14 protein-coding genes and 2 pseudogenes are annotated in these 16939 nt (G+C 69.3%); all 16 read right to left on the reverse strand.

From position 1 onward, the window contains the following. Window positions 1-443: 443 nt before the first annotated feature. Window positions 444-2402 (reverse strand): tetratricopeptide repeat protein, encoded by a 1959-nt coding sequence (locus CHB98_RS04310; RefSeq protein ID WP_425432510.1) that lies wholly within the window; start codon window positions 2400-2402, stop codon window positions 444-446. Beyond that, window positions 2391-2498, reverse strand: a pseudogene (locus tag CHB98_RS22965) (hypothetical protein); the annotation flags it as partial. The gene CHB98_RS04310 and the pseudogene CHB98_RS22965, both read right to left, overlap by 12 nt. A 558-nt stretch (window positions 2499-3056) precedes the next feature. Further along, entirely contained in the window at window positions 3057-3962 is a 906-nt protein-coding gene (locus tag CHB98_RS04315; protein WP_179224174.1) for an NB-ARC domain-containing protein, read from the reverse strand. 7 nt (window positions 3963-3969) lie between these two features. Then, window positions 3970-4527: a hypothetical protein gene (locus CHB98_RS21380; RefSeq protein ID WP_179224176.1), complete on the reverse strand. Its 558-nt coding sequence runs from the start codon at window positions 4525-4527 to the stop codon at window positions 3970-3972. A 223-nt stretch (window positions 4528-4750) separates the two neighbouring features. Continuing rightward, window positions 4751-5359 (reverse strand): tetratricopeptide repeat protein, encoded by a 609-nt coding sequence (locus CHB98_RS04330; RefSeq protein ID WP_089304787.1) that lies wholly within the window; start codon window positions 5357-5359, stop codon window positions 4751-4753. Beyond that, complete coding sequence (locus CHB98_RS04335; RefSeq protein WP_089304379.1) at window positions 5356-6252, reverse strand: IS3 family transposase; 897 nt, start codon at window positions 6250-6252, stop codon at window positions 5356-5358. The genes CHB98_RS04330 and CHB98_RS04335 overlap by 4 nt, the downstream gene beginning before the upstream one ends. Before the next feature lie 36 nt (window positions 6253-6288). After that, window positions 6289-7392 (reverse strand): annotated as a pseudogene (locus tag CHB98_RS04340) (IS30 family transposase). After that, window positions 7280-7759, reverse strand: a complete 480-nt coding sequence (locus CHB98_RS22195; RefSeq protein ID WP_089304380.1) for a transposase — start codon at window positions 7757-7759, stop codon at window positions 7280-7282. The pseudogene CHB98_RS04340 and the gene CHB98_RS22195 overlap by 113 nt, the downstream one beginning before the upstream one ends. 547 nt (window positions 7760-8306) lie before the next feature. Next, window positions 8307-9266, reverse strand: a complete 960-nt coding sequence (locus tag CHB98_RS04350) for a hypothetical protein (RefSeq protein ID WP_089304381.1) — start codon at window positions 9264-9266, stop codon at window positions 8307-8309. Between the two features lie 84 nt (window positions 9267-9350). Then, window positions 9351-10295: a PGN_0703 family putative restriction endonuclease gene (locus CHB98_RS04355; RefSeq protein WP_089304382.1), complete on the reverse strand. Its 945-nt coding sequence runs from the start codon at window positions 10293-10295 to the stop codon at window positions 9351-9353. A gap of 195 nt (window positions 10296-10490) precedes the next feature. Continuing rightward, window positions 10491-11708 (reverse strand): response regulator, encoded by a 1218-nt coding sequence (locus tag CHB98_RS04360; protein WP_089304383.1) that lies wholly within the window; start codon window positions 11706-11708, stop codon window positions 10491-10493. Further along, window positions 11705-14749 (reverse strand): ATP-binding protein, encoded by a 3045-nt coding sequence (locus CHB98_RS04365; protein ID WP_143424938.1) that lies wholly within the window; start codon window positions 14747-14749, stop codon window positions 11705-11707. The genes CHB98_RS04360 and CHB98_RS04365 overlap by 4 nt, the downstream gene beginning before the upstream one ends. Before the next feature lie 309 nt (window positions 14750-15058). Beyond that, window positions 15059-15232, reverse strand: a complete 174-nt coding sequence (locus CHB98_RS21925; RefSeq protein WP_218822237.1) for a hypothetical protein — start codon at window positions 15230-15232, stop codon at window positions 15059-15061. 48 nt (window positions 15233-15280) lie between these two features. Continuing rightward, complete coding sequence (locus tag CHB98_RS04370; RefSeq protein ID WP_218822238.1) at window positions 15281-15904, reverse strand: metallophosphoesterase; 624 nt, start codon at window positions 15902-15904, stop codon at window positions 15281-15283. A 311-nt stretch (window positions 15905-16215) separates the two neighbouring features. Then, window positions 16216-16506, reverse strand: a complete 291-nt coding sequence (locus CHB98_RS04375; protein ID WP_218822239.1) for a hypothetical protein — start codon at window positions 16504-16506, stop codon at window positions 16216-16218. A gap of 31 nt (window positions 16507-16537) precedes the next feature. Then, the gene (locus CHB98_RS04380; protein ID WP_089304385.1) at window positions 16538-16912 is read right to left on the reverse strand and encodes a DoxX family protein; all 375 of its coding nucleotides are present in this window, start codon (window positions 16910-16912) and stop codon (window positions 16538-16540) included. Window positions 16913-16939: the final 27 nt, after the last annotated feature.

Genomic DNA, 16939 nt, shown 5'->3' on the forward strand with positions numbered 1-16939 from the left:
TGCTCCCCCGACGCCCACCCCCGGACGGCCCCAGAGGAACCGACTGCCTGTCCTACAACAGCGGAATCGCAAGTCCGCGTAGTAGCGGGGGAACCGGCCGGACCACCGCTCTCGCTGTTGGACCTCGTCCGTTTCCGCAGGTCACTAGCCGTTGCATAGGCATCTGTACACCCCCGTTCTGGTCCGTTTTCTGACCCGGCTTACTGGCCCGCCGGGATACGCAAGTGATCTTGGCACCTGCCTGGGACAGATCGATCGGAACTGCGGACAGGTCCGGTCACCACCAGCTCGGCCCGAGCCTGTGGGAAGCCCACGATCTCCTTGAACGTGTCCTGCCTACTGGACGCGGTGACATAGCGGCGGCCGTGCGACTCAGGTCGCTCGAGGCTGCGCTCGTCGCTCCTGCGCGATCGCTGAAGCCCGCCGGTGTATGGGCTGCTGGCTCACCCCGCAGCGGGCGGGGACGACTGGTGCAGGTCGCGGATGCGCTGGGCCCGCGCCCGGGTAGCAGCCGCGGCTTCGGCGTTGCCCTGCTGCTCCTGCACGCTCGCGAGGGCGTCGAGGTCGGTGGCGACCTCCGGGTGGTTCGGCCCGTAGGCGGCGGTGTCGACCTCGACCACCCGGCCGAACGCGGCGGCTGCAGAAGTTAGATCCCCGATCGCGACCTTCGCCCGTCCGAGCCGAAGCAGCCGCCCCGAAATGTGCGGATGCACCGGTCCCAGCACCCGCTCGGTGTCCGCGACCAACCGCTCGTACAACGCTCTCGCCTCGGCCAGCCGCCCAGTGGCCTGGTACGCGAAGGCGAGGTTGTCCCGGCTGGTCAGGGTGTCGGGGTGATCAGTACCGAGGATTCGCTGAGCGTCGGTGGCGGTGCGCTCCAACAGCGCCACCGCCTCTGCCAGCCGCCCGGCCGCCTGATAGGCGGAGGCGAGGTTGTTCCGGCTGGCCAGCGTGGCGGGGTGGTCGGCACCCAGCAGCCGCTCAGTGTCGGCGAGGGTGCGCTCGAGCAGCGGCAGCGCCTGCTCCAGCCGCCCGGCGTCGTAGTAGACGCCGGCGAGATTGTTCCGGCTGGCCAGCGTGTCGGGATGGTCCGGCCCCAGCAGCCGCTCCCGCTCGGCCAGGGTGCGTTCCAACAGCGGCAGTGCCTGCTCGAGCCGCCCGACGGCCTGGTAGGCGGCGGCGAGGTTGCTCCGGCTGGTCAGGGTGTTCGGGTGGTCCGAGCCGAGGACCCGCTCGGCGTCGGTCAGCGTCCGCTCGAACTGCGGCACCGTCGCCGCTAGCCGCCCGGCGTCCCGATAGGCGAGGGCGAGGTTATTCCGGCCGATCAGCGTGACCGGATGGTCGGGTCCGAGGATCCGCTCGCGGTCGGCGAGGATGCGCTCGAATAGGGACACCGCGTCGGTCAGCCGCCCGGCGGCCCGGTAGGCGACGGCAAGGTTATCCCGGCCAATCAACGTGTCCGGATGGTCTGGGCCCAGGAGCCGCTCAGCGTCGACCAGCGTCCGCTCGAACTGCGGCACCGCCGCCGCTAGCCGCCCGGCGTCCCGATAGGCAAGGGCGAGGTTATTCCGGCCGATCAGCGTGTCCCGATGGTCAGGTCCGAGGATCCGCTCGCGGTCGGCGAGGGTCTGCTCGAGTAGCGGTACAGCCTCGGCCGGCCGGCCGGCGGCCCGATAGGCGAGGGCGAGGTTGCCCCGGCCGATCAGCGTGACCGGATGGTCGGGTCCGAGAATCTGCTCGGCGTCGGCGAGAGTGCGCTCGAACAGCGGCAGCGCGTCGGTCAGCCGCCCGGCGGCCCGATAGGCGGAGGCGAGGTTGCCCCGGCTGCCCAGCGTGTCCGGATGCTCGGGGCCGAGGATCCGCTCCCGGTCGGCCAGCGTGCACTCGAAAAGCGGCAGCGCCTCGGCTAGCCGACCGGCCGCCCGGTAGGCGGAGGCGAGGTTGTTCCGGCTGGTCAGCGTGGCGGGGTGGTCGGGGCCGAGGATCCGCTCGCGGTCGGCGAGGATCCGCTCGAGCAGCGGCACTGCCTCCGCCGGCCGCCCGGCGTCCTCGTAGGTCGAGGCGAGGTTGTTCCGGCTGGTCAGGGTGTCCGGATGGTCAGGGCCCAGGAGCCGCTCGGCGTCGACCAGCGTCCGCTCGAACAACGTCACAGCCTCGGCCAGCCGCCCTGCGGCCGAATAGGCGAGGGCGAGGTTATTCCGACTGCCCAGTGTGGTGGGATGGTTGGAGCCGAGCAGCCGCTCGGCGTCGGTAAGGGCGCGCTCGAACAGCGGCAGCGCCTCGGCCAGCCGCCCTGCCGCCCGGTAGGCGTCGGCGAGGTTGCCCCGACTGGTCAGGGTGTCAGTGTGGTCGGGGCCCAGCAGCCGCTCGGCGTCGGCAAGGGTGCGCTCGAACAGCGGCAGCGCCTCGGCCAGCCGCCCGGCGGCCCGATAGGCAAGTGCGAGGTTGCCCCGGCCGCCCCAGGGTACTGGGGTGGTCCGGGCCGAGGCGCTGTTCAGCGGTGGAGCTCAAGATGGCCCAGTAGGGGACGGCCAGGGCGAGCAGTCCACCATCCGTTCGACTGCGGCCAGCGCGGAACAGCACCAGGTGGGCGTCCGGGGTCCACAGTGGACCGGGGGCGGTGGCGGCCAGGGCATCGGTGTTGTTCCGCAGGCTCTGGGCGAGCAGCGCCTGCTCCGGCTGGTAGTCCTGCTGCGGCCATGCCTGTAGCAGCGCATCCGCAGCGACCCGGGCCGCAGTCTCTGTCACGGCCGGGGCGGCCTGCTCGCGGGTGGCCCGCTGCACCAGCGCATGCACCCCCACCGAGCCACTCCCGCCGCCGTCTTGATCGGGGGTCAAGGTGATCAAGCTGAGCCGGTGCAGGTTGCGTAGCGCATCCTCCACGTCCTCAGCAAGCACCTGATCGAGAGGCGAGTCGGCCGTGCTTGAGCCCGGTTCGGACGCCGCTTCGGTGAGATGCGCGCGGACAGGATCGGTGATGAACACGGCGGTGGGGATGCCGTTGGAGTCAAGCTGGGCGGCCAGGTTCAGCAACGGGCTACTCAGCCCCACCGGGTTCATTCGGTCGGCCGCCTCGATTGATAGCGACCAGGTGGTGGCCACCGTGGCGGCGTAGTCGTCGGCGGCCGCGTCCGGCGGAGAGCCAGCTCCAGGCGGCGCCGGGCCAAGCGTTGCCGGTAGGCGGCGCAGGTCAGGTCGCGGTCCTGCATGTAGGCGGCGGCCTGGGCCAGGGCCAGCGGCAACCGGCCCAGGTCCTCGGCCAGCTCGCCGGCCTCGACCAGCCGCTCGGGGCACCGCCCCCCGGGGTCCAGCCGGCCGGTCAGGTACGCCACCGCCTCGCCGGGTGTGAACAGCCCGACGTCAATGACGGTGCCGCGATCGGCCAGCGCGGCGTCCCGGCGCCGCGTCGTCACCAGCGCCCGCCCGCTGCGGCCCTGCGGCCACAGCCCCCGGAGGTCCGCCGGGTCGGCCAGGTCGTCAAGCACCACCAGCCACCGCCTGTCGGTGGCCGCCAGCCAGGCCAGGAACCGCTGCGCCACCTGGTCGGTGTCCTCCCCCTCGACCGGCGATGCAACGTCGGCGCCGGCCTGGGCGTAGCCGGTCAGCACCGCGTCCCGGCCGCTGGCGGTCAGCCACACCAGCAGATCCACTCCACCGGCGTCCCACAACCGGTGGGCGTAGGCGGCGGCCAGCTGGGTCTTGCCGACCCCGCCCATCCCCGACACCACGCCGGTCAGCACCGCCGCCCCCGACGCCGCCCCGAACACCCGGTCCAGCTCCGCGGCCGGGTCCGTGCGCGCCTGGTAGCCGGCCGCCACCGGCGGCACCACCCCCACCCGATGCGGCCACGACACCGCCGGCCGCCCCGCGTAGCTGACGTGGGTCGTGATGGGGGCGTAGTTACTGCCACCGATAGCAACCGCGCCCGCTCCGACGGCGGTGATCTGCACTGGCCCGGTCACCGGCGGCTCAGCCGCCCGGCGAAGCACCCGGTGCGGGCGACGGCGGCGGGGCGTAGGAGGTGGTGGTGATGTTGCCGGTGTTGTCCCGGCCGACCGCCACCGCGCCCGGCCCGTTGGCGGTCACGTTCGCCACGTAGCTGGACACCTGCGCCGGCGTCCCCGCCTGCAGCGGGCTCCCGGTTGCCGGGCGCTGCTCACCGCGGAAGGTCACATGCTGCCCGTAGGCCAGCTCCAGCAGCCCCCGCAGCGCCGCCACCCGCTCCAACAGCCGCTCATCGGCCGGATCCGGCCGGACCAGCCCGTCGGCGTAGTCCGCCAGCTCCCGGCGCAGCTCCAACAGCCGCGCCTCGTTACCGGCCACCACCTCCAGGTCCACCGGCCGCGCCACCAACGACCCGTCCAGCACCTCCACCGGGCCCGCCGGCACCACCGGCGCCGCCGCGGCGGCCTGCTCGGCCCGGTCCCGCCGGCGCTTGAGCAGCTCGGTGACCTGCCCGTAGAGGAACGTGATCCCCCCGGTAAGCGCCGCCCCACCCAGCGCCGCAAGCGACAACGGATCCACCACGGCCGACCTCCCCCACGCCACGGCACAGATGCGGGTCAGCCTGGCAGGTCTCCCGTCACCCACGCATCACCATCGGCCACGGCCATCGCAGAACCACCGGACCAGCCCCGACTGGCCTTCGACCAGCGAGGATGATCAGGTGCAGCGAGGACTCGAATGCACGACTTCACCGACGCCGCTACGCAGTGACGTAGCGAAAGATGTGCAACTCCAGGATTCGTGCTCACTCTCCGGCAGAGCCGGGCGGCGATTTCTGCTCGCGAATGCGCTGGGCATGCGCGCGGCTAGCAGCCGCGTCGTCGGCGTTGCCCTGCTGCTCCTGCACGACCGCGAGGAGTTCGAGGTCGGCGACGATCTGTGCATGGGCGGGCCCGTAGATGGCGGTGTCTACGTCGACCGCACGGCCCAGCGCGGCCGCCGCCGCGGCTAGATCACCCGACTCGCCCTTTCCCTGACCGAGCCGGCGCAGCGACTCCGCCAGCCGCGGATGCGACGACCCGAGCACCCTCTCAGCGGTCGAAACGTTCCGTTGGAGCAAGACCACGGCCTCCTCCAAACGGCCCGCGGCCCGATAGGCGAGCGCGAGGTTGCTCTCGCTGATCAAGGTGCCCACATGGTCGGGACCGAGGACCCGCTCGCAATCAGCGAGCGCCTTCTCGGACAAGGACACCGCCTCGTCCAGCCGCCCGGCCTCCCGGTACGCGAGTGCCAGGTTGTTACGGGTGAGAAGAGTGTCGGGATCGTCGGCTCCGAGCACCCTCTCGCGGTCGCCCAGAGTGCGCTCATACAACAACAGCGCTTCCGCCCGCCCCCCTGAAGTGACCCCCGTCAGGCGGACACCTCGTTCTGTGTCAGCTGGATGTTCTCGTAGTCGGTGGGGCTGAGGTTGCCGAGCCGGGAGTGCCGGCGGCGGGTGTTGTAGAAGCCTTCGAGGTAGGAGAAGACCTCCATCTCCAGCTCGTGTCGGGTAGGCCAGGAGCGGCGGTAGATCAGTTCGGTCTTCAGGGTGGCGAACACCGATTCGGCCATTGCGTTGTCGAACGCCGAGCCGACCCGGCCCATCGAGGCCAGCAGGCCCGACGCGCGCAGCGCCTTGCCGAATTCGTAGGAGGTGTACTGGCTGCCGCGGTCGGTGTGATGCACCGTGCCCGCCGCGGGCTTGCGGGTGGTGATGGCCATCCCGACGGCGTCGAGGACCAGCTCGGTGCGCAGGTGGTCGGCCATCGCCCAGCCCACGACCTTGCGGGAGAAGGCGTCGACGACGACCGCCAGGTAGACGAAGCCCTCCCAGGTCCGCAGGTAGGTGATGTCGGCGACCCACAGCTGATTGGGCGCGGTGGCGGTGAAGTTCCGTTCGACCCGGTCCGGCGCGGTCGCGGTGGAGGAACTGCGGCGGCCGTACTTGCCGCGCCTGCGGCGGTGGATTCCTTCGATACCGCCGGCGCGCATGAGTCGGGCGACCCGCTTGCGGTTCCAGGCGTGGCCGCGGTCGCGGACCTCGGCGGTCAGCCGGCGGACGCCGTAGATCCGGCGGTGCTCGGCCCAGGCTGTCCGGGCGGCCTCGATGGCGTAGGCGTCGTCGAGTTCAGCGGCGGTCGGGCCGCCGGCGCGGGCGGCCCAGGCGTAGAAGCTGGTGGGGCTGATGCCGAACACCCGGCAGAGACGGCGCACGCCGTAGCTGGTCTTCTCCGCGGCGATGAACTCGCAGAGCACTCCGCGGTTCACCGGCCCGTCTCCCGAGCGAAGAAGACCGCGGTGAAGTCAACCGGTCAGCGCAACAGTGCGGCGAGCCTATCGGCGGGAGTGTCGAAGCTAAGGGTCTTGCGGGGCCGGGCGTTCAGCTTCGCGGCGATCGCGTCCAGGTCGTCCTGGGTCAGGTGAGCCATGCTCTGACCTTTGGGCAGGTATTGGCGCAGCAGCCGATTGGTGTTCTCGTTCGTGCCGCGCTGCCAGGGGCTTCGTGGGTCGGCGAAGTAGACGTCCAAGCCGGTAGTGACCGTGACGGTCTTGTGGTCGGCCAGCTCCATGCCGCGGTCCCAGGTCAGGGACTTGCGGAGCTGTTCGGGCAGCCGGGTCATCTCCCGGGACAGGCCGGCGGTCACGGTGGTCATGTCCCGGCCGTCGAGGGCAACCAGCACGGTGAAGCGGGTCGCCCGCTCGACCACGGTCGCCACCTGGCTCCAGTGCCGGCCCAGCAGCAGGTCGCCTTCCCAGTGCCCGGGAATGGCCCGGTCCTCGACCTCGGCGGGGCGCTCACTAATCGACACCGCGTCCTTGATCTGTGAGCGCCACTGGCCGGTCACGGTGTTGTGGATGTTGCGGCGGGTCGGACGCCCGCTGCGCAGGTGTTTCTGCAGCTCCTTGGCCAGCACGCCGCGGGACTGCACGAACAGCGACTTGTAGATCGTCTCGTGCGACACCCGGACTCCGGTCCCGATCGGGGGCGTCCCTGGCGAGCACGCCGGCGATCTGCTCGGGCGACCAGTCCTCGCCGAGTCTGGCAGCGACGTAGGCCCGCAGCACCGGGTCGCGCGCCAGCAGGCAGGCCTTCGGCCGGCGGGCCCGCCGCCAGGCCCGGTCATCGGCATCCACCGCCCGGTACTTGCGCCGGCCGCGGTTACCGGCGATCTCCCGGCTGACCGTCGAGGCAGCCCGCCCCAGCGTGCGGGCGATCTGACGCACCGACTCCTTCCGGGCCAGCCCGCGGGAGATCTCCTCACGCTCCACCAACGTCAACGCACCCGACCGGCGCTTACGCGGCGCCGGAACGTAGCCTCCAATTTGTTTGATCACCGTGAAGATCGAGCCCGGCGGATAACCGATCGCCCTCGAGATCTCGCTGAACGACTCCCCTGCAGACCACATCGCCCATAACTGCGCGCGGGACTGGTCGCTCATGCCCGGCCGGCCCAGCTTCGCCACCGCACACCTCCAAGATCGTGAAGGTGTTGCGCTGACCGGTTGACTTCACCGCGGCTTTTTTCAGGATCTCCCGCTCGAGCTCCAGCTCGGCGACCTTGCGCCGCAGCCGGGCCAGCTCGAACCGCTCATCGGCACTGAGCGCGGCCGGCCCTTCGGCCCGCTGACGGCGCTCGGCCGCGACCCAGTTCCGCAGCGTCTCGTGGTTGACCCCCAGCTCGCCGGCCACGTCACGGACGCTGCGCCGGCTGTCCAGGACCAGCTGCGCGGCTCGCTGCCGAAACTCCTCGGGGTACTTGCTCCGTCGGCCCAACGGGCCCTCCCTCCTCGGCTTGCGCCAAGTCTGGAGGTGTTCAGCCGACGGGGGTCACTTCACTCGCCGCGATCGACGATTGACACAGCAGCTGATTAGCAACGGGCTGGCGCGGCACCAGTCCTGGAATGACCGCTGGCATCCCGCTCCGGGCGTCAGCGCGCCTCGGTGAGCTCGTCACCGCTGAGAACCTCAGTCCCGGGCAGTTCATCCATACCCGGCCGCTGGCCCGAACCGGCATGGAGTGGTGTGGGGTCCGTGAAGGCAAACGCGGACCCGGGAGCTCCGCTGGCTGCACTACACCGCCCGGGTCACACCCGGTGGCGCGAATGGGGGCTTGGGCTACTCGTGCGCCGCGTCGTGAAAGCGCTAGGCCCCCCACGCGTGGCTGGACCGCCTCCGGCACTGTGCGGCCTGAGCAGTCGTCGCACGCTTGGTCGGCAGGATTGGGGCTGCTCGGGGACGGCTGCCTGATCTTCGGCCGACCAGGCGGCGCGCGGCACCAGCGCCTTCGCCGGCGGCCGCACGCGCGCGTGCGTGCGGTGACCTACTTGCGCTTCCAGTCGAGTGCGGCAATCGAAGCACGTGCCTGCGGCGTCACCGACGTCCGAAAGCCACGGCGCCGCCACCCGGGCTGCGCCGCCATGATCGCGGCGTCGACCCTGTTTCTCCGGAGCTGCTTGAGGTCTCCGCGCATCCGGTAGACGATTCCGGCGCGCTGGTGATGGGCCGGGCGCAGCACCTCGACGATGACTGCCGGCGGGTCCGTCCAGTCATCATCCGGGTTCGAGAACAGCAGGATGTCCCCCATCCGCAACGGTCGCAGTTCATCAGGGTTTGCGAAGCGCAAGTCCTGCAGGTAGTCGGCGCGGTGCAGCTCGTCGGCGTGCTGCTGCTGCACGGCGGTCAGCTGAGTGAGCTCGCGCCTTGTTCGACGGTTGTCCTCCTCCCACTGGATCACCCACAGGCGTCCCCCGTCCGGGATTGCAGGCGCTACCCGGGCGGCGCCGGGCCAGCGTGGCTCGCGCACCGGGAGCTTCGCCAGCCGCTGCAGCGCCGCGTCGTCTAGCACGAGGCTCGGTAAGGTCATCAGGGACTGCACGTAGCGCCGCAGCGCGGTGACGACGCCAGAGTCGGAAGTGACGAGGGTTTCCTCATCGCGGTCTCCGGCCGAGCGTTGGCTGACGTTGGCGGAGCCGATGAACGCACGCCGGCCGACGACGCCGGCCTTCGCGTGGAGCCCGTCCCGGCTGAACAGGCGCACCCCGGTCGTATGCCATCGGCGCAGCTGATCCACGCTCGTCAGGCCGAGCCGGACCGCCTCCTCGGACGCGTCGCAGACCAGCACGTCGTCCTTCCGCAGCGGCAGCCAGGTGTCGGCAGTCGAGCCGATGTAGGCGACGGCGACATACGCCGGCGAGGACCCGGTCCGGCCCGCGCCGGTCAGCGTCGCCGCGAGCCGCGGCCACACTCCGACCCCGTGCAGCAGCTGCTGCCCCGTCGGCATGCGAGCACGGTACCGACCGGCCGATGTCGTCCGCGCCGACAGACATCACCCCCTCGCCGCAGCGGTGCGCGGCCCGCGTGCGGCTCAGCCGGGGTGAACGCCCAGGTAGCGCTCCCCCAGGGCGCCAACCCAGTCGGCATCGGTGACGGCGGCTACCACGGCCAGGTACTCCTCCAGCGCCACAAGCCGCACCCGCGCCGGGGCGATCAGCGCGTTGTACGCGGCGACCGCCGAGGCGCACGGCGTGTTGCCTCCCGGGGCCAGCACCACGAAGTCGCCGTGCCGGTACTGGCGGCTGGTGACCATCGAGCGCGCGAGGAGGTCGTCGAGCCACAACTGCCAGACCGGCGCCCGCCACAGCGCGTCGACGTCGGCGCCGGCGAGCACCTCACCAGTCAGCTCGACGCAGCGCGCGTCCGGGCGTGAACCCCGCTTCGGTGGCTGCTTGAGATCTTCGTGATACTTGACCTCGATGCCGGTGAACCCGCGGGTGCCGTCGGGCAGCCGGTAATCGACGAAGACGTCGAACGCCGACCGCGTGCCGGTGTACCGGGGATCACCACGGCCCGGGGAGAACTCGAAACGCACATCGACGACCGTCACGCCCGGATGGACGAGGCGACGCCAGACGGCGGTGGCGAGAGCGTGGTCGGCGGCGAGTTCGCCGAATGCGTTGAACGCCAGCGGCTGGCTGGACAGCAGATCGCCGTACAGCCGGTCCTCCTGTATCAGGGCGCCGCGCTGACGCTCTACGAGCGCCCGGTCGACCTGCGCCGCGATCGTCGTCGTCAGAAAGTTCCACTGGTGACCGCGCGCGTCCGGCAGCGGGAGCCTCGACCCGAGCACGCGGCCGTCACCGTCGCGGGCCGGCCACGGGCCGATCGGGAGCGTCCGGCGCTCCCGCCACCGCGCCTGCATAAGCCGCGCCCGCTGCTGCCACTCCCCTGTCTCCCCGGGCACGAAGACATGGTGGGCCTTCAGCTCCTCGACGCTCGGAGCGGGCGCGGCCGACGGTGTGACGGACTTCACCAGAGCCAGTCTCCTGAGTGGGAGCCGCTGTTGTGGGATGCGGGCGAACGTGTCATGACGCCGGAGCGCCACTGCGGCGTCCAACTCCTGGGCATGCGCGTACGCCTGCCTGTCCGCGGCCGGCGACCATCGGCCGACCGCGCCGTCACCGCCGCTTTCGCGGGAGTGCCGGCCGACGTCGGAGGGCTCGGGCCATCAAGGCGCTTCCGCACCATGCAGCTCATCAACTACACGTTCCTGCGACGTCAGACGCTCCCCCGTCTGACAGTCCACGTACTTCAACCGATCCGTAGAACTCGTCTTGCCACGGCGGGTCTCATGAAAGCCATCCAAGACCCGGACATTCCAGTCCCCGGCCGGTCCCGCGCCCGCCAAGATCAACGGCCATATGTCCACATAGTCGTTGGCGGATGCCAGATAAACTCGGCCCGAGACGAGCGGCGTCGCCACCTCCGTCCGAGCCACTCCCACGGAGCGGGCCGCGCCGGACAGAGGTGACAACTCCGTGTTGTAGGCAGTCCCCGTAAACGTCATGGCTCCGGCGACCACAAGGTCGACCGGGATGCCGGATCGGACAGTCAGAACGAAGAAGTCGAGCCACCCGAGTACATCCGTAAGGGCCTGATCCACGCCCCCCGCCGGGACGCCGCCCCCGTGCACCGAATCGTTCCGGTGGCGGACGATGACGTCCATCTCCGGAACGCACACGGCCTCGATCCACCTGCCAAGCCCATGCTCACGAACTGTCGGGAGGAGATGACGGCAGATCCCCCGCCAGGTCCCGAAGCTCGGCCGCGCCATCTGGCTCAACAACGACTCGTCCAGTCGTCCACGGGCACGAGCGACTGCGATCGCGGCGAGCGCAGAGAACCGAACGGCGGCCTCCGCGGCCGCTAGACCAGCACGAAACCGGGCCTCGCCGTCCTGGGGCACCTGCATACGCTGGTACGGCAAGGCGACAGGTGCTGGGAGTCGGCTGGCCGCGAAATCGGACCGAGCCTTCGCGGCCGCAACCAACGTCTCGCGAACGCGAGCCGCGAGCTCTACCGATGCTTTGTCCTTGACGACGAAATCGTGCGCTCCGAGGCGGATGGCTTCGATGGTCTCGGACTGTCCCGCCTCTCCGGACAGGACAAGGGTGTCAACGAGAAGACCGCGCTGAGACAGTTCGCGAAGCACCCAAAGCCCTCCCCAGTCGCCCGGAGGCATCCGAAGATCCAGAATCGCCAGGTCGAAGACCTCGGCGAGGAGCCGCTCCAGGCCCGCCTCCCCGTTATCGGCGAAACGGCATTCCACGCCCTCGCTTGCCAGCAACCCGGATAGCGTCGTGGCCACTTCCCTCTGGTCGTCAACGAAGAGGACGCGAGGCCGGCGACGTCGAGGACCATTTCCTGGCACGTTTCCATCCATCATGCAGCCTCAGTGAGCTCGGTGGCCGTAGCCAGCGGCAAGGTGATCAGCCAGCCGGTTCCACGCGCTCGAGGCACGGACTCGAGGTCTCCCCCGGCGCGACGGAGAATGCGACGCACACCAAGAAGGCCGAGACCGCTGCCCTCTCGCTTGCTGCTGGAGACCGGCTTGCCCGCCGCGAGAGCCTCGATGACCGCCACCGGGATACCGTCGCCGGTATCAGCGATGTCTATGAGCAGGACATCGTCAGCCGGTGATGCCGTATACTCGAATGTGATCTCGCCACCAGCGCTCATCGCCTGCTCCGCATTCTTGACCAGGTTATCGAGAACTGCGCGCAACGCGCGCTGGTCAACGGCCGCCACGGCTGGGACCAGTGTCGGCGGCACGACGCGGATGTGCGTGGGCAGTTGCCGCATGAGGTCACTGACGTACCCCTGCATGAAGGCGGCGACATCCGTGCTGCCGACGAGGTCTGCGGCCGCGTACAGCATGTCAGCGTCCCGCAGGCGCGACGCTAACGCGGCTGCGGCGTCCACGTGCCGACTGGACGCCAGCTGCGCTTCCAGTCTCTCTGTCCGCGTACCGGCGTTCCGCTCGGACGCCACCTTCGCCCCAGTCACCTCGTTCTTCAGGTCGTGAATGAGGCGCGCCAACTCAGCGTCGTAGTCGTCAGCCGCGGGCTCACCGTATGCGGCCGCAGTCAGCCAGTCGGCGTTCGACGAGCGGAGTGAGTTCTTCACCCTGAGCTCAATCGAATGCGCATCGGGCGCATCCACGACCAGTCGCCGAGACGACTCACCAAGAAGCCGCATCATGAGGGATGACCTCAACGCACTCAGAACACTCCCCACGCAACCGACAACAACGGTCGCTCCGTCCGCTGTTGTACGACCGCGCACCGAAACGTGAGGCTGATCTAGCCGGGAGACGTGATCCGCGCAATCCTGCAGAGCCTTGAGCAGCGCGGACGTGGTCCGGGCGTCCACGACAGCACCGTCCAGTGCGACATCGCACTCGGCGTTCAGTCTGCGCCGGTTGAGGAGAATCCAGTCGTCGATGATCTGCCGCACCGCTTGATCCTCCCCCGAGGACAACCACACACTCTGCGCGGCCGATAGCGGGACGAGCCTCCGCATGGGCTCGTCGAACGATGTGGGTAGCTCATCGCTCCGTCCCGCTTCGGCTATCCAGTCCGTCACCTCGGTGAGGGTGGCCGTGAACAGGGCGCGCGCGTGAGGGGCTTGCAGCACTTGCCCGAAGTAGTCGGTCAGTGAGGCCTCAACAGCCGGGTCCGGCCGCCAGCGCGAACCCGTGACCTCGAGCACCCGGGCAGCCCATCGGCCGAACGACTCGAAGTCCTCCCGCGCCAGCATGTGGGCACCGAGTCGCCCGAGACGCTGCCACCGCGGCCAACGAGCCCGCGACGCCGGGAGGACCTCCAACTGCCGCACGAGGAGCAGTCGTGCGATCGACGCATCCGGCACGTCCGCCGACCGATCGGTCAAGACATCCGCCGACGCCAGGAAGTCAGCCGCAGCGGCCTGACGGGCCGCGGTTCGGGACGCGCCCGCGCCCTCCACAGCGATTGGCTGCGCTAGCCCTCGGACGTTCATTCGCACACGGAACGTGGTGTTGTGGTCGGGACCTTCCCGCTTGTCCTTCTCATCAAGCTCAAAGTGCAACTCGGCGGCGAGTTGCTCAAGGCGAGTGATGGGACTGAGGAGACTGATGCTGGCCTTCCGGACCAGGAACCGCGACACCTCATCCGGCAGTTTAGTCTCGAAAGTCGCGTGGTCCGGCCACTGGAGGTGTGATGCTGCGAGAGTCGCCCGCACCATGCTCGCGACTATCTCGTCTGTAAGAGGTTGCCCTCTGAGGCCGGCGCCGACCCGGGCAAGTCTCCGTAAACCGAGATCCTCGAAGAGGGAACGGAGGGCCGCGTCGGGAATGGTGAGCGCCACCGCGACCTCTGGGTCTGGATCGGTCGTCTGACTCAGCAGGATCGCAGCTCGATGGCGCATCGCCGTGGCTGTCAAGACCGAGCTCCCGAGGCTGGCCAGCAGCGCATTGCTGTGACGCTCCACGTCGCCCCCGACGACGTTCTCGTACGTCCAGGATCGGTGCGTCAGGGCGCGGGTAAATGGTTCCGAGTTCCGACAGTGGAACCGGTCCGCCAGAGTGACATAGCGCTCGTCTGTGACGGGATACTCGGGTCGACGAGCTATCTGGCGCGGACCCTTCACCGGGACGCCTGTATCGGCAAGGATGTGGGGGGCATGTCGCGACAAATAATCGTGACATGCCAGGCGTTGCGCTTCCTTCTTGGACCGGGCTTCAGCCTTCCCCGTCCGGCCGTCCCTTGTTGTGACCGTCACAACGAATACGAGATCATGGTCCGGTCCTGACGATGTTATGTCGAACGCCGGAGCCAGCCCTGCGGTGTGCTGTTGAAACCTGAGTCGCACGTCCTCGATAGCAGCGCCGAGTGACGACGCAGCCTGCGCGTATAGCGCCTCCACGAAGGTCCTCAGCCCAGCGCCTGACAGCGCTAAGGACCACCAACCCACGACTTGTAACGCGACATTCTCGAATGCCCGCACCTTTAAACCTCTGGCGACCATGCCAGCAGCCTGGGCGGCTTCTCCCCGGCCCAGGCCAGCACGGCCCCTGATGCCGAGTGCGAGCGTGGCCAGTTCACGGACCGTAGGGTTGATACGACGCACCTGTTCATGCGTTCGCTTCAGATCGAAGTTGGGGGCCGCCTTCGCTATGGCGCGCCGCAGTTCGACCTCGATCGTCGCGGCGCCCACGCGCTCCAGCAGCGTGAGACACACCGGGCTGATGTTGGGATACGAGTTCTTGTTCTCGTACAGCGCGGAACTATGAAGCGTGGCGATAGTCAGCCACTGACGTTCTCTCGCAGGCAGCTCCTTGAGGGCGCGCCCTGCCGCATGCTCAAGCTCAGGCCACTCCAGCAGCTCGGGGATCGTCGTCGGTAGAGCAACCAGCCGAGGAAGCGAAGAGTGCACCTGCTGGCTCACGAGACCAACCTCGGCGGCCAAACCGGAAGTCGCTTCGGCAGCAGAGTCATTGCCCAGCACTGCGCTCGCTCCTCGAGGTCGAGTAGGTGGTTGCTGATCCTCTTAGCCTGCACAGACAGTCAGTTCTCCCCCGTCGTTCAGGCGCAGCCGTGCCCGGCCACGTTAGCCCGACAGTGCCGCCTCGCCATCGTCCCGACGCAGACAGGCACCCCGACGACTGCGACGGTTCCTCAAGCGCCACGTGCTCGGCCAGCTCCTCGTTGCCGAAATCGTGGCGCCGCCTGCGTCATGCGGCCGGCGCACCTCAATCTACGGCGCATCAGCTCCGCCGGGCAGGAAGGCTTCGGCCGCCTGGTAGTAGGCCCGCTTGGCCACGACGCTGACGAGCTCGCGTTCCGGATAGCGCAACGCGGTGAGCCGACCACCGAACACGCAGCCGGTGTCCAGGCACAGGGTGTTGTTGACCCACTCTGGCGCCGGCACCGGGGTATGCCCGTAAAGAACCATCGCGCGGCCGCGGTACTCCTTCGCTCACGGGTAGCGCACTGGCAGTCCGAACTCGTCGGTCTCGCCCGTCGTCTCCCCGTAGAGCGCAAAGGCCCGCACCCGAGCGCTGGAACGGCCCTGCAGCGACTCCTTGAGCCCGGCATGGGCGACGACCAGCGCTCCGCCGTCGAGAACGTAGTGGCTGACCAGGCCCGAGCAGAAGTCCTGAACCCGCCGGCGAAACGCATCGTCCTCCGCCTCGAGTTGGGCCAGCGTGCGCCCGAGGCCGTGGGTGATCTGCACGTTGCGGCCGCCCAGGGCGCGCGCCAGCTTGTTCTCGTGATTGCCGGAGACGCAGAGTGCGTGGTCGGCGGCGACCATGCCCATGACCAAACGCAGGACGCCGGGTGAGTCTGGACCGCGGTCGACGAGGTCCCCGACGAAGAGCGCCCGGCGGCCGGCCGGGTGCTCGGCGTCCACGGCGCGGCCTTGCTCATCCCGGGCTAGGTCGTAGCCGAGTTCGCCCAGCAACTCCTCGAGCTCAGCCCGGCAGCCATGCACGTCGCCGATGACGTCAAACGGGCCGGCGTCCGCCCACCAGCCGCCGTGATCGTGCTCGTAGTTGATGACCGCGCGCTCCACTTCTCCGGCGCTGCTGAGCAGTCGCACCTTACGGAACCCCATGCGCAAGGCGGCTCAGGTCGCGTCGATGTCGGCCGGCTCCCCCGCAATCGGGGCGGTGACGTCAGCCTCTTCGTGAGCAGACGCTGCAGCCGCAGCTGCGAACGATCTTGTCCGACAGGCCCGCTACGTTCCGACCATGTCCACGAAGCCGCGCGTACCGCGCTCCTCCCCCACCGGGACGGTCGCTGGTGGGACGGCTCCCACTTCGCGGTGCCCAAGTCCTCCCTCGGACACACAGCAGAACCCCCACGGCCGGTGGCCGTGGGGGTTCCGTCGCTCCCGGCCTCGCCGTCCCGTTAGCCGCCGGCTGCCGCAGCGAGACCGCGCTGCAGATCGTCGGCGTTCATCACCGGGATGAATTCGACCGTGGCGCCCATCCGTTGGAAGAGGGGTTCCGCGATGACCGGGATCTGCGCCGAGTCAACCATGTCGAACACCAGGTAGCCGGTACGCCGGCCGTGGTCCGTCGCGAAGTAGGCGGCCTCCGGCTTGGTGCTGTCCATGAGCTGCCGGTTGAGCTCGTCCGACTCCCCTGTGCGGTTCAACTCGTTGGCCGCGGCCAGCCCCATCTCGAACCGCAGCAGCATTCTCATGACGTCCTTCTCTCCTATGGATGGATCAGAACGCGTAGGGGCCGAATCGGCCCCAGGCGACGAACACGGCGGCTCCGAACAGGACCCCGACGACACCGATGAAGGCGAACTCGCCCCGTCGGAAGTGGACGACGCCGGCGCCGGCCATCAGCACCCCGATGCCGGCCGCGGCCAGTGGTGTCAGCACCGGCGCGATGCCCGTGAGCGCAGGAAGGACCAGCCCGACGGCGGCCACTATCTCGAGGACGCCGATCGCCTTCACAGCCGCTTCTGGGAAGTCCTCGACCCACGTGATGCCGTCGTCGAAGAGACGTTTCCGATCCCGGGTCGCCTTCACGATGCCGCTCCCACCGAAGACGAGAGCCAGCAGCCCCTGGACGATCCACAATGCGACGAGCACAGGTCCTCCGATGCCGTACCGACCGTG

Origin of the sequence: Geodermatophilus pulveris, from assembly GCF_900188375.1 — a bacterium.
Classification (GTDB): domain Bacteria; phylum Actinomycetota; class Actinomycetes; order Mycobacteriales; family Geodermatophilaceae; genus Geodermatophilus; species Geodermatophilus pulveris.

What these genes read in the sequence shown, in the direction of transcription:
- CHB98_RS04350 (WP_089304381.1), bottom strand. Translation starts at nt 9,266, where the DNA reads ATGCCGACGGGGCAGCAGCTGCTGCACGGGGTCGGAGTGTGGCCGCGG.
- CHB98_RS04360 (WP_089304383.1), bottom strand. Translation starts at nt 11,708, where the DNA reads ATGATGGATGGAAACGTGCCAGGAAATGGTCCTCGACGTCGCCGGCCT.
- CHB98_RS04375 (WP_218822239.1), bottom strand. Translation starts at nt 16,506, where the DNA reads ATGCTGCTGCGGTTCGAGATGGGGCTGGCCGCGGCCAACGAGTTGAAC.